This window comes from Streptomyces albiflavescens (genome assembly GCF_014645835.1).
In the GTDB taxonomy this organism is placed as follows: domain Bacteria; phylum Actinomycetota; class Actinomycetes; order Streptomycetales; family Streptomycetaceae; genus Streptomyces; species Streptomyces albiflavescens.
Map to the genome: position 1 here is coordinate 53,079 of NZ_BMMM01000005.1, position 11,874 is coordinate 64,952.

The 11,874-nt window shown below is 70.6% G+C and carries 12 protein-coding genes; 3 read left to right on the top strand and 9 right to left on the bottom strand.

The window, feature by feature from the left end:
- Positions 1 to 45 precede the first annotated feature (45 nt).
- Entirely contained in the window at positions 46 to 267 is a 222-nt protein-coding gene (locus tag IEY95_RS15245) for an 8-oxoguanine DNA glycosylase OGG fold protein (protein ID WP_189186575.1), read from the bottom strand.
- Between the two features lie 635 nt (positions 268 to 902).
- Between IEY95_RS15245 and IEY95_RS48960 the strand changes: the two genes are divergently transcribed.
- Positions 903 to 1,076, top strand: a complete 174-nt coding sequence (locus tag IEY95_RS48960) for a hypothetical protein (RefSeq protein WP_229702970.1) — start codon at positions 903 to 905, stop codon at positions 1,074 to 1,076.
- A 202-nt stretch (positions 1,077 to 1,278) separates the two neighbouring features.
- Here the strand turns inward: IEY95_RS48960 and IEY95_RS15255 are convergent, their stop codons facing one another.
- From IEY95_RS15255 to IEY95_RS15280, 6 genes are read right to left on the bottom strand one after another with little or no spacing between them, the layout of a single operon-like run.
- Complete coding sequence (locus tag IEY95_RS15255) at positions 1,279 to 2,598, bottom strand: alpha-glucosidase/alpha-galactosidase (protein WP_189186577.1); 1,320 nt, start codon at positions 2,596 to 2,598, stop codon at positions 1,279 to 1,281.
- Positions 2,595 to 3,680, bottom strand: a complete 1,086-nt coding sequence (locus IEY95_RS15260) for a carbohydrate kinase family protein (RefSeq protein WP_229702972.1) — start codon at positions 3,678 to 3,680, stop codon at positions 2,595 to 2,597. The genes IEY95_RS15255 and IEY95_RS15260 overlap by 4 nt, the downstream gene beginning before the upstream one ends.
- Positions 3,681 to 3,686: 6 nt before the next feature.
- On the bottom strand, positions 3,687 to 4,535 hold the full coding sequence (locus IEY95_RS15265) for a carbohydrate ABC transporter permease (RefSeq protein ID WP_229702974.1): 849 nt from the start codon (positions 4,533 to 4,535) through the stop codon (positions 3,687 to 3,689).
- Complete coding sequence (locus IEY95_RS15270) at positions 4,532 to 5,494, bottom strand: carbohydrate ABC transporter permease (RefSeq protein WP_189186578.1); 963 nt, start codon at positions 5,492 to 5,494, stop codon at positions 4,532 to 4,534. The genes IEY95_RS15265 and IEY95_RS15270 overlap by 4 nt, the downstream gene beginning before the upstream one ends.
- A 40-nt stretch (positions 5,495 to 5,534) precedes the next feature.
- Positions 5,535 to 6,827, bottom strand: coding sequence for an ABC transporter substrate-binding protein (locus IEY95_RS15275; RefSeq protein WP_189186579.1), 1,293 nt, complete (start codon positions 6,825 to 6,827; stop codon positions 5,535 to 5,537).
- A gap of 11 nt (positions 6,828 to 6,838) precedes the next feature.
- Positions 6,839 to 7,789 (bottom strand): endo alpha-1,4 polygalactosaminidase, encoded by a 951-nt coding sequence (locus IEY95_RS15280; protein ID WP_229702976.1) that lies wholly within the window; start codon positions 7,787 to 7,789, stop codon positions 6,839 to 6,841.
- Positions 7,790 to 8,383: 594 nt separating this feature from the next.
- Here IEY95_RS15280 and IEY95_RS15285 point away from each other — a divergent pair.
- Complete coding sequence (locus IEY95_RS15285) at positions 8,384 to 9,292, top strand: alpha/beta fold hydrolase (protein WP_189186580.1); 909 nt, start codon at positions 8,384 to 8,386, stop codon at positions 9,290 to 9,292.
- Between the two features lie 322 nt (positions 9,293 to 9,614).
- On the opposite strand, the gene IEY95_RS15290 is transcribed toward IEY95_RS15285, so the two are convergent.
- Positions 9,615 to 10,418, bottom strand: coding sequence for a phytanoyl-CoA dioxygenase family protein (locus IEY95_RS15290; RefSeq protein WP_189186581.1), 804 nt, complete (start codon positions 10,416 to 10,418; stop codon positions 9,615 to 9,617).
- Between the two features lie 58 nt (positions 10,419 to 10,476).
- Between IEY95_RS15290 and IEY95_RS15295 the strand changes: the two genes are divergently transcribed.
- On the top strand, positions 10,477 to 11,418 hold the full coding sequence (locus IEY95_RS15295; RefSeq protein ID WP_189186582.1) for a helix-turn-helix domain-containing protein: 942 nt from the start codon (positions 10,477 to 10,479) through the stop codon (positions 11,416 to 11,418).
- On the opposite strand, the gene IEY95_RS15300 is transcribed toward IEY95_RS15295, so the two are convergent.
- Positions 11,384 to 11,872, bottom strand: coding sequence for a universal stress protein (locus tag IEY95_RS15300; protein ID WP_189186583.1), 489 nt, complete (start codon positions 11,870 to 11,872; stop codon positions 11,384 to 11,386). The genes IEY95_RS15295 and IEY95_RS15300 overlap by 35 nt on opposite strands.
- Positions 11,873 to 11,874 lie beyond the last annotated feature (2 nt).

The window sequence follows — 11,874 nt, forward strand, 5'->3', positions numbered from 1 at the left end:
CGCTGTCGCATCGGACGCCACTCACCGAACGGCTGGATTCACTCGTTAGAAGCTGAACCTCTTCCGCTGATCACCGGGGCTGCGGAGGAATGCCGGCCCGAGACCACCCAGCGCGTTCAGCGATGCGTAGACCGCGATCGCGCCCTCATCCAGGAGCAGGGACACCGCCTCAGTGAGGACGGCTTCGGCGCCCGGCTGTGAGAGTACCCGCCGCGTGCGGTACTGGCCGTAGCCCGTACCGCCGTAGCCCCACACCTGGGTGGCCACGAACGGGCCTCTGCCCAGCTTTCGGACTGCTCGGCGGCCCGCGGACCGCGGCCACGACCTCGTCCCGGCCCGCCAAGGCCGAACGCGCCGCCGATCGGCATCGTCGCGTCGAGCTGGTCCGCCCGGCTCGGGTGGTGTCTCACGGGCGACGTCGCCCCTGCCTCCCTTTGCGGCGCGTCATGGTGGCATGTGGCGGTGACAGCGTGGCAGGCGACGGTGACAGCGTGGCACGGATCGGCTGAGGTCCGCCCACAGGCAGCGACGATGCCTGGTTTTCCCGCCCAAGCGCCAATCCAAAAGGGTTCCGCCGACGTACTGAAAGTAGGTGCGCAACCTGGGCGTAAGCCTGTCGTCGGCTGGTTCCCGTGTGGCGGGGATCCTGGATGCGAGACGTGCTCCTCGAATGCACGGGCCGACGACGCCTACGACCGTGCCGCCCCCCTCGGGGCTGCGGCCATCCATCTCGTGCCGCCGAGAGTCGCGCGAGACGAGGGAAGGAAGGTGTATCCGTCATGCGAGCACACTCCGCGAGGCGTTTCGTCGCTGCGTCCGCAGTCAGCATTCTGATGGCCGGCGGCGCTGCGATCGGTGCAGCAGGCACGGCCGCGGCAGCAGCCCCTGCCGTCCACGCTCAAGTGACCACCAACGGGTGCTTCGACCGCAACGACTGGCGCTGCGACCACGGTGGGTTCCGCTTCGACCACCGCTTCGACCGCTTCGACCACCGCTTCGACCACCGCTTCGACCACCGCTTCGATCACCGCTTCGATCACCGCTTCAACAGCAGCGTCGTGATCATCATTCTCTAGCCGCTCACCCCTTGGTCAGCGTCGGGCCGACTGCCGCTCCGCGCCCCGGCCCGCCGTTGCGCCGCGCCTCGCCCGCCGCGCGCGCTGCGCGGATGGGCCCTCTTGTGAGGAGGCGCGATCGTCGCCGCCTCGGTGGCGGGCGCTGCCCGGATCGGCGGATGGATGGGTTGCCAAGCCGAGCGCCGCCCGGGGCGCTCCGCTGTCAGTGGCCCAGCTCCGCCCGCAGCTCCGGCTGGAGGAGTTGCCCGTGGGCGCGTACGAGGTCGTCGCACAGGTCCCAGATGCGTTCGACCGGAAGGGCGGCAGCCGTCGCGGGGTCGGCCATCGCGGCGTGGCGGATGTGGCGTGGTTCGTGGTCGGTGGCGGCGCGGACCACGAGGTCGTTGACGGCGATGTACGCGCTGTTGAGGGCCGCGCATTGCGGTGGAAGCGCCCCGACGCGGGTCGGCTGGACGCCGAGCGCGTCGGTCAGGCAGGGGACTTCGACGACCGCGTCCGTGGGGAGGTTGTCGATGAGACCGCGGTTGGGGACATTGCCGTAGATCGTGCGCGGCGTGCCGGTGAGGATGCTGTGGATGATCTGGGGGGCGTACTCCAGGGTGCCCTCGACGGGGAGGGGCGCGCCCGTGGCCAGGGCCTCGCGGGTGCGCTCGTAGCTCGCCGTGTTCTCCTCGGTGATCTCCAAGTACGCGCCCACCGGGAGCCGGAGGCGTTCGATCTCGCTGTCGTGGTGGAGGTACCAGGGGACGTACTCGGAGGAGTGCTCGCTGGTCTCGGTCGGGTAGTGGCCGAGGCGGCGGTACATGTCCACGCGGACCCGGCGCGACAGCCCGGGGTCCTTGGCGATCGCCTCGTCCAGCAGCGGATAGAGGTCCTGTCCCGCACGCTCGAAGCGCAGGACCCAGGCCTGGTGGTTGACCCCGGCGGCCAGGTAGTTCACCTCTTCGAACGGGACGCCGACGAGGTGGGCCAGGTCGTGCATGGTCCAGTACACCGAGTGGCACAGGCCCGCCACGCGCAGGTCGGGGGCGATGCGGCTGAGATAGAGGACGTTCATCGCCATCGGGTTGGTGTAGTTCAACAGCAGGGCGTCCGGGCAGAGTTCGGCCATGTCCGCGGCAAGCGCGCGCAGCACGGGGAAGGTGCGCAGCGCGCGGAAGATGCCGCCGATGCCGAGCGTGTCGCCGATGGTCTGGCGCAGGCCGTAGCGGGCCGGGATGTCGAAGTCGGTGCGGGTGGCCTCGTTCATGCCGACCTGGATGATGTTGATGACGAAGTCAGCGCCCTCCAGGGCCGCACGCCGGTCGAGATCGGCGGTGATTGTGGGTTTGGCCCCGCGTGCGGTGGCGATGTGGCGGGCGGCGCCCTCCGCCGTCGCGAGCCGCTCCGGATCGATGTCGTGCAGGGCGATCCGCGCGTGGGCGAGTTCGGGAGACGTGAACAGGTCGGCGAGCAGTCCCCGCGTGAACACCACACTCCCGGCTCCGATGAAGGCGATCTTCGCGGTCGTGGTGTCGTTCATGAGCGGCTCCCCATGCCAGTGGTGTCGGTGGTCTCAGAGGTGGCTGAAGCGCCTGACGTGTTGGTGGTGTCAGAGGTGGTTGAAGCGCCCGACGTGTCAGAGATGGCTGAAGCGCCCGACGTGTCAGAGGTGTGCGCGGCCGCGGCGCGGGCTTCGTCCCAGGTGGGCTGCGCCGCCGTACCGCCGTGACGCCGCGTCGACAGCGAACCGCAGGCCACGCCGACCGCGACCGAGGACCGAAGGTCGAGGCCCCGCAGGGTCGCGGCGACGAATCCCGCGTCGAAACTGTCGCCCGCGCCGACGGTGTCGACGGGCTCGACCGGTACGGCGCCGGTGGTCAGTGTGCGTACTCCGTCGTCGGCGAGGGCGCCGTTCTCGCCGTCCTTGACCACGACCAGGGGACCTCGGCGGGCCAATGAAGCGGCCGCGAAGGCGAGTTGAGGTTCTCCGGCGAGCGCGAGGGCTTCGGCGGCGTTCGGCAGCAGGATGTCGGTGACCTTCAGGACAGGGTCGAGGAGGTCACGCTCCCAACGGCCGGCGGGATCGTCGTTGGTGTCCAGTGACGTGGTCGCGCCGAGCTCCTGCGCCAGCGCGAACACCCCGCTCAGGGAGCGTGCCAGACGGGGCATCAGGAAGAACGACGCCGCGTGCACATGACGGGTGGCGGCCAGCAGGTCCCTCGGCACGTCGTCGGCGCCGGTCGCCGCCAGACAACCGGGTGCGGTGAGGACGGCCCGGTCTCCGTCCTCGGTCGTGAGAACGGTGGTGAGGGGTGTGGGGAGGTGGGGATCCGTGACCAGGAAATCGACGTTCACCCCACGTGCGGCCAGCGCGTCCCGTACGAAGGCACCGGCGGGATCGGCGCCGACCCGGCCCGCGAACGCGACTCGCAGCCCGAGCCGCGCGGCGCCGCACGCCATGATCGCCGCAGATCCACCGAGCACCAACCCGGCGTGCTCGACGAGCTGTTCACGCTGCCCGAAGGCGAGCACGGACGGCACAGGGCCGACCACGACGTCCGGATTGGCGTCGCCGATCACCAGAAGATCGAAGGAGTCCTCGCACAAGGTCGTGGCGGTCACGGCGGCCTATCCCTTCAACCCGCTCGACGTGAGCGACTGGACAAAGGTCTTCTGCGCCAGCAGGAACGCCACCAGTACCGGCAGCACGGTGATCACATTGCCCGCCATCACCGCCGACCACCGCGTGTGGTGCTGCCCCTGGAACGTCGTCAGCCCCAGCTGCAGCGTGTACTGCGTGTCATGGTTGATCGCGATGAGCGGCCATGACAGGTCGTTCCAGGTGGTCAGGAACGTCAGCACCGCGACCGTGGCCAGCGCGGGCCGGGCCAGCGGCAGCACGATCGAGAAGAGCACCCGCAGCCGCGAACACCCGTCGATCCAGGCGGCCTCCTCCATCTCCCTGGGCAGGGCGAGGAAGAACTGCCGGAACAGGAAGACGGCGAACGGAGTGACGAGTGACGGCACGATCAGCGCGCCGAGCGTGTCGATCAACCCCAGTTCCTTCATCACCAGGAAAGTCGGAATCATCGTCAGCTGGAACGGGATCACCATCGTCGCCAGCATCAGCCCCAGCAGCATCCGAGACCCGGCGAACCGCAGCCGCGCGAACGCGTAGCCGCCCAGCGCCCCGAACAGCAGGTTCGACACCACAGCGACAGCCGCGACGACGAACGAATTGGCGAACCAGCGCGGGAACATGGCGTTCCCGAGCACATAGCGGTAACCGCCCAGGTCGACGCCCTTGGGCCACAGCGCCGGCGGAAACCGGTTGATCTCCGCGTTGCTCATCACCGAGCTCAGCACCAGCCACACCAGAGGGAGCGCGAAGCAGAGTGCCAGGGGCGCCAGCAGCAGATGCCAGCCGCTGAACCGCCGCGAGGCGACCGGCTTGCTCGACGTGACCGGCGTACTCATCGGCCCGCTCCATCCGTACGTTCCTGCCGACGCCGTACGACATGCAGCGCGCCGCCCGCCACGAGCAGCGCCACCGTGAGGACGTACGCCGCCGCGGCCCCGTAGCCGGCCGTGAACGTCTGGAACGCCTGCTGCCAGACGAAGTAGACGACGACGGTGGTCGAGCCGAGGGGCCCGCCCTTGGTCGTCACATAGATCAGGTCGAACACCTGGAGCGCCGTGATCAGCTGCCACAGAAGCAGGAAGACCGTCACCGGCGTGAGGGACGGCAGGGTGATGTGGCGCAGGACCCGCCAGCGGCCCGCGCCGTCGATCCGTGCGGACTCGACGAGTTCGGGCGGCACGTCCTGGAGCGCGGCCAGATAGACGACGACGCAGAAGCCGACCCCGCTCCACAGCGAGATGAGCACCAGCAGGTAGATCGCCTGGTCCGGGTCGGTCAGAAATCCCTGCGGCGAGACGCCCAGCTCGTGCAGCAGCGAGTTCGCCACCCCGAACTCCGGGTCGAGGATGAACGAGAACAGTACGCCCTGGGCCGTCGCCGACACCACGAAAGGAACGAAGATGAGTGTCCGGTAGAGGCCGATGCCCCGGATACGGCGGTTGAGTGCCAGAGCGAGCGCCAGTCCGCCGAGCAGGCTGAGCGGTACGTACAGGGCCGTGTACAGCAGCGTATTGCCCACGGCCGTATGGAAGTTGGGGTCCTGGACGAGTGCCCGGTAGTTGTCGAGGCCGACCCAGCGGCCCGGTGTGACCAGGTCATCGGCCCGGAAGGAGAGCAGCAGCGACCAGACGACCGGCACGATGCTCAGACCGAGGATGACAACGACCGCCGGGCTGATGAACCCCCAGGCGGTGGTCGTCTCGCGCCGGGCACGACGGCGGGCGGCGCGCCGCGCGGCGGCCGGGGACACCGCGGCCCCCGGCGGGAGCGTGATGGCGCGGGGCAGAGTGGACATGTCGGCCTCCCTCACCTGGAAGTCGCACGGGAAACTGAGGTCACCGGGGAATGAGCAGGGCCGCGTCCGCCGTGTCGGCGCACCGGCGCAGGGCGCGGGAAGGCGAGGCCTTGCCCAGCAGCACGGAGATGATCGCCTCCCCCAACGCCTGCGAGATCTGCGGGTACGCCGCGTGCACGGGCCGCACCCGGGCGGAGCCCAAGACGTCGGTGAACACCTTGAGACCCGTGGTCCGTTCGGAGTGCCGGCGCCACTCCGGCCGACGTGCGGTGGCCGAGCTGAGCGGGAGGCTGCCCGCCGAGATTCCCCAGCGCACGTCCTGGGCCGGCTGCATCATCCAGCGCACGAACTCCACGGCGGCGCGCGAGCGGGCGGAGCCGTTGTCGAAGACGGTCCAGGTGTCGGGGCCCGAGATGGTGACCGGCCGGCCGCTGTAGGTCGGCAGTGGCACCACGTCGTAGTCGATCTCGGCGGTGATGATGTCAGGGAGCTGCCAGGGCCCGGTCGCGACCATGGCCATACGGCCGCCCAGGAAGACCTGGTACATCTGCTCGCCGCCGGGTTTCGGGTCGACGTACACACTCTTGTCGCGGGTCAGCCGGGCGAGGGTCTCCAGCGCCCGTACGCCCTGGTCGGCGAAGCCGATGCGCTTGCCGTCGTCGTCGACGACGTCCCCGCCCAGGTCCCAGATCATCGGCCACAGCCGCCAGACGGTGTCCTCGTCGCCCGTCCCGGGCCAGCCCGTGCCGAAGACGCCCCGGCCGGAGTCGGTCAAGTTCCTTGCCGTGTCCACGAATTCGTCCCAGGTCCAGCCCGCCTTCGGGAAGGTGACCCCGGCCTGCCGGAACAGCTTCTTGTTGTAGACGACGGCCAGGGAGTCGAGCACCGCCGGTGCGGCCCGGACCTTGCCGTTGACGGTGACAGCGTCCCGCACCGGACTCCAGAAGGATGTCCACGGTGTCGGACCCTCACGTACTGCCGTCGTGAGATCGACGACCCGAGGGCTGCGCGCGATGCCGGCCAGGTCCGAGCCGAACACGTAGGCGATATCGGGATACGAGCCCGCGGCGAGCGCCGCCGTCACTTTCTGCAGCATCGCGTCGGCCACGACCCCGCCGCCCGAACTGTCGACGCGCACACGCGGATGTGTCCGGTTGAACTCGGCGACCAGCGCCTCCACGGCCTTCCTGGCCGTGTCGTTCTGGCCGTGCCACAGCTCGACGGTCACCTTGCCGTCGGCGCCCACGCCATCCGAGGCGCCACCGCCACAGGCGGCGAGGACTGGTACGGCGGCGCCGGCGAGCAGCGTGCGGCGTGCGATCGCTGAAGTCATCACGCCTCCCGTCAGCGGGTCCTGCGGACGTAGTCCGCGCTGCCGGGCGTCGACACCGTCACATCCCGGCGCACGATGCTCAGTCGGCCGCCGAAGCCCGAACGGGCCTTGCGCAGGCCGCTGTCGGTGTACTCGACCACGACCACCCGGTCGTGGAACGCCTTCGCGTACGTCCCGCACTCGTCGTACTCGCCGCACTCCTCCGCCACCGCGAAGTCCAGCCCGGTCCGGGCCCTGAGCCCCGCCAGTTCCACGGTGTTCTTCTGGCCGATGGCCAGATGCCGTGCGTGCGCGTGCGACGAGAGCAGGGTGATGAACGCGGTGGCGTCGTCGGCGGTCAGCAGATGCCGGGAGCGCGTGTAGCTGTCGTAGTTGTCCGCTTCGACGGCGTCGAAGCCCTTGTCGGCGCAGCCGTCGATCCACCGGTTGACCTGCTCGGCCACCCGCTTGCGCTTGGCCGGCGCACCGATGTCGAGCAGTGCCTCACCCCAGTCGCGGTCGACCACGACCCTGCCCTGCGTGTCCCGCAGCAGCAGGTCGGCGGGCCACTGCTTCCGCTCGTCGGGCTGTGCCTGGAAGGCGTTGACGTAGCAGATGTTGTAGAGGCCGGGCGCGGGGGAGGCCGTACGGTCGCGGCTGACGATCCGGACACCGGGGGGCGGGGGGTAGGCGCCGCCGATCTGGTAGTCGAAGCCGACGTGCAGCGGCGGGAGTTCGACACCCTTCGGGGGCGAGCCGGGCTCGGGCTTCGACGAGGCGGCAGGGGCCGCTGAGGACGCCGACAAGGTGGCCGTGTCCTCGGAAGGCGGCGACGAGGTGGCCGGCGCCCTGGAGGATCCGGACGGGCTGGGCGGCGAGGCGCCGGTCTCCTTGTCCGAACCGCAGCCGGTCAGCGTCAGAAGGGCCATCAGGACAGTGGCTGTCCCCAGACCTCCGACGCGGGAAACACGCTTGACGGGCATGTCCGCTCCATCAATCGCGAGTACGACCCCGCCTCGGACGCTTCCCGCGATCCTGGCGACTTTGGCCGGACTTGAACCGAGTCCGCTACCGGCTGGGCGCACCTCTGCGTGCCGGGTCGCACCACGGCACGCCAGGATCAAAGCGTGTGAGCACGCCCCCGTCAAGGGCCCTCCGTTCGGAACGGCGGCCGGTCGCACGGGAGATGCCCGACTCCGGGCCGGGCTCCGAGGCAGGCCGAGACGCACGTCCAGAACACGGGCACATCGAGGAAACCGGGCACGCGGTGCCCATCGGAATCAGCGATGCCGGAGCCAACGGGCAGACCCTCGCCGAGCGCCTCGTGGCGTCGGCCGCCTCGCCGACGGCGGCGGGCCTTACGCGGAACATGCCCCGGATCCCGGCCGGACGGCGGGCGACCTTCCTCCCCGGCAACGCGCCGACGAGCGCGTCGCACGGCCGGCCGAGCGGGCGGCTGGGCGGCCGTCGACCTCGGCCCCCTGGCATCCGGCGGACGGCCGCAGCAGTTCCCCGGCGGCTCCCTGCCCACGCTCGGGCTCCTCAGGAAACCTTGATCCAAGCTCTATCGTCAGGACATGATCGGAGACCGTATCGCACTGGCCGTTGAGGACCACGGGGGCGACGGCCGGCCGCTGCTGCTGCTCCACGGCGCCGGACGTACTCTCGCCGACTGGGCGGCCGTCGCCCCGCTCCTCGTACCCCACCACCGGGTGCTCGCAGTGGACCTCCGCGGACACGGTCTCTCGCCGTCCGGCACCTGGGACTTCCCCCACGTGCTCGGGGACATCGAGGCGGTACTGGAGGAGCACAAAGTCCCCGGAGCGCTGCTCGTCGGACACTCCCTCGGCGGGATGATCGCGGTGCTGCACGCGCTGGAGCATCCGGAGGTCACACCCGGAGCGGTGAACCTCGACGGATACGGATGGGGCCGCCTCGACCAGTACGTGGGCCTGCAGCCGGCGTACGTCGAGGAGCGGCTCGCCGAGGTGCGGCAGCTGGCGGCGACGGTGTCGGGCGAGCCGCTTCCCGCCGAGGGGCTGAAGGCAGTGCTCGCCCAGCAGCGCGCGATGTCCGAGCAACTGGGTATCCCGTATGAGCTGTTGGAAGCCGGCGTCCTGCGTTCGATGCGGGAAAGACCGGACGGACGGCTGGAGTTGGGGCCGGATCGCCTGCACGCGCTGGAGATGCTGGACGCCATCGACTCGCTCGACCTCTTCGCGCTCTTCCACCAGGTGCCCGTACCGCTGCTGCTGGGGCGCGCGCTGCGGCCCGTACCGTCGATCCCGGGCATGGAATGGCTCGACGAACTGATGGCGGCGTACGCCAAGGGGCTCGCCCGAGATCTGGCTCAACTCGCCGACGAGCGCCCCGAGGTGACGGTCGCCGAGATCGACGGCACGCACGCGATGCTCCTGGAGAATCCCAGGGCGGTCGCCGACGCGGTCCTCGGCTTCACCTCGGCGATTCCCGCGTTCGCCGGATGACTTCGATCCGTGGCGGGTGGATCATCGGTCGATGACGGGCGGATCGTCGGTAAGTGGGGGCGGATCGGCGGCCGGTGACGGGTGGTTCGTCGGCCGGCACCATGGTCTGGCCCTGCCGGCCCGCTTGATGGACGAGCTCTCGGCGGGGGAGACGGAACCCCGACACCAACGGGCCGCGCAACGCGCGGTGTTCGGGCTCTTCGACGGTACGAAGACGGGGTCCGTCCCGCCGCTGACCGGGCTCGGCGCCCTGACCCTGCTGTCCAACGCCGTCGGCCGAGGCTTCCCGCTGCTGCCCGAGTTGCCGGAGTGTCCGGTCCGGTCAGTGGGGGGTATTCGCCGAGAACTCCGTGCCGCACGGCCCCGCGTCCTCGCTCTCGGGCAGGATGACGGGCTCCCCACTCATCGTCAGCGTCCGGTAGAAGCCGCCGATGCGCTCGGTGGAGCGGCCGACGTAGTGGCCGATGAAGGAGCGGCGGAAGCGGTCGGGGCTGCGGTTGGGACCGGAGCCGTGTACCAGGCTGCCGTTGAAGAAAAGGACGTCACCCGGTGCCATGTCGACGGGGACGGCGGTGAGGCCGGGCGGCGGCGGCACGTACTCGCGCGCGAAGGACAGGGCCGCGTCCGCCTCCTCCGGGCAGAACAGGTCCATGCGGTGCGTGCCCGGCACGACCTCCAGACCGCCGTTCTCGCGGTCGATCGCGTCGCAGGCGATCCAGGCGGCCACGCAGGTACCCGGTTCGACGCGCAGATAGAAGTTGTCCTGGTGCAGCGCCTGGCCACGGGCACCGGGTGGCTTGAAGTAGAACATGCTCTGCGCGGCGAGGGGTTCCTCGCCCAGCACGGTCTCCAGGATGCTCCGCAGCCTCGGATCGAGGAGGCAGCGCAGGGACAGGGCGTTGATGCGGTGCGGGTGCATGACGCGGGGATGGGTGTACAGCGGATCGGCCAGGCCCTCGGTCTCCGTGGCGCGGGGTTCGAAATGTCCGGGGATCGGTCCGGCGGCCTGCAGAGCGGTGAACTCCGCGCACAATCCGTCGATTTCGGCCCGGCCGAACAGTCCGCGTACCACCGCGAAGCCGCTCTCCTCGAACTGCCGAAGTCCGCCCATGTCCGTGACTGTCATCCGACCGTCCCTTCTCATCGGTGGTGCCTCACGCTAGGTGGGTACGCCCGTCGGGAGGATGCCTGTGTGTGCTGACACGTTGTCCGCGGCTGCTGCTCCGTCCCCGCCGCCCGGCCTGGTCACGATCGGGTGCTTCGATCAGGAACCGGGATACTCCGTCAACCGGCCGCGCGGGGCGGACAGCTGGCTGTTCACCTGGACGACGGGCGGACGCGGGCGGCTCGCACAGGGAGCGTCGCAGGTGGTGGCCGGAGCCGGTGATCTGGTGGTCCTGGGGCCCGGCGTGGCACACCGGTACGCCGTCGAACCCGGCGCCGGGCACTGGGCGTTCTGGTGGGTGCACTGCCAGGCCAGGGCTGCGTGGTCGGGGTGGCTGCGGCCGTACGCCCTCGATGACGGGCTGTACGCGGTCGGCCCCGCCCCGAGCCACGGACGAACCCGGCGCAGTGAGGACCGGATCGAGGCCACCTTCCGCCGGATGCTCGCCGACGCCCGCTGGACGGGAGACGGACCGCCGCCGGGCCCCGCGGAGCCCGCCGACGGCCAGGTCGCCGTCGCACACGGCACCGCCGCCCGTGAGCTGACCCTCTGTTCCCTGGAGGCAATCGTCCTGCTCACCACCGCCCGGGCGGAACGGCAGCGCCCGGACATCGACGCGCGCATCCGGCGGGCCGAGTCGCTGATCGCGGCGGACCCGAGCGCATCACACACCGTACGGTCGCTCGCCGAGGCCGTCGCCCTGTCACCGTCACGTTTCGCCCACCTCTTCACCGAGCAGCTCGGCCGCTCGCCGATGCGCGCCCTGCGCGACGCCCGGCTGTTGCACGCGGCCCGGCTTCTGGAAGCCACCGAGCTCTCGGTGGAGCGGGTGGCCGCGGCCTCCGGCTTCACCAGCGCCTTCCACTTCAACCGGGTCTTCCGGCAGCGCTACGGCACACCGCCGGGCGCCTACCGGAACGGAATCGCTAGTGGCGCGGGGGAGGCGGCGGGATGGTCGTGACGTCCGGTGCCACGTCGGGCCAGACCAGCAGCACCGGGCAGGGCGCGTGGTCGACGACGAACCGTCCGGCCCGTCCCAGGCTGTGCGGTCCCAGACGGGTGCGGTCGCCGTCGCGGGCCAGCACGAGCAGGTCGGCGCCCTCGGCGGCGGCGACCACCTCCCGCTCGACACGTCCGGCCCGTTCGACGCGTGTGCCGGGGCGGCCCAGCCGCTCGGCCGCCGCGGCGAGGAGCTGCGCGGCAGAGGTGGTGCCGAGGGCTTCCAGCCGGTCACCGGGGTCGGGCTCGGAGTGTCCGCGGCCGAGCAGACCGGCGAAGGCCCCGTGTGCCAGTCCGGGCACGTCGGGTTCGGTGACGTGCAGCAGGACCACGTCCGTGGCGTGCGGTGCGTGCGCGCGTACGGCGTCCACGCACGCGGGCCACGTTCCCTCGACCAGCCAGACGATCACCCGCATGC

Coding starts and splice junctions, on each gene's coding strand:
- IEY95_RS15270 (WP_189186578.1), bottom strand. CDS start 5,494: ATGTCCACTCTGCCCCGCGCCATCACGCTCCCGCCGGGGGCCGCGGTG.
- IEY95_RS15295 (WP_189186582.1), top strand. CDS start 10,477: ATGCCTGTGTGTGCTGACACGTTGTCCGCGGCTGCTGCTCCGTCCCCG.
- IEY95_RS15290 (WP_189186581.1), bottom strand. CDS start 10,418: ATGACAGTCACGGACATGGGCGGACTTCGGCAGTTCGAGGAGAGCGGC.
- IEY95_RS15300 (WP_189186583.1), bottom strand. CDS start 11,872: ATGCGGGTGATCGTCTGGCTGGTCGAGGGAACGTGGCCCGCGTGCGTG.
- IEY95_RS15280 (WP_229702976.1), bottom strand. CDS start 7,789: ATGCCCGTCAAGCGTGTTTCCCGCGTCGGAGGTCTGGGGACAGCCACT.
- IEY95_RS15275 (WP_189186579.1), bottom strand. CDS start 6,827: ATGACTTCAGCGATCGCACGCCGCACGCTGCTCGCCGGCGCCGCCGTA.
- IEY95_RS15285 (WP_189186580.1), top strand. CDS start 8,384: ATGATCGGAGACCGTATCGCACTGGCCGTTGAGGACCACGGGGGCGAC.
- IEY95_RS15255 (WP_189186577.1), bottom strand. CDS start 2,598: ATGAACGACACCACGACCGCGAAGATCGCCTTCATCGGAGCCGGGAGT.
- IEY95_RS15265 (WP_229702974.1), bottom strand. CDS start 4,535: ATGAGTACGCCGGTCACGTCGAGCAAGCCGGTCGCCTCGCGGCGGTTC.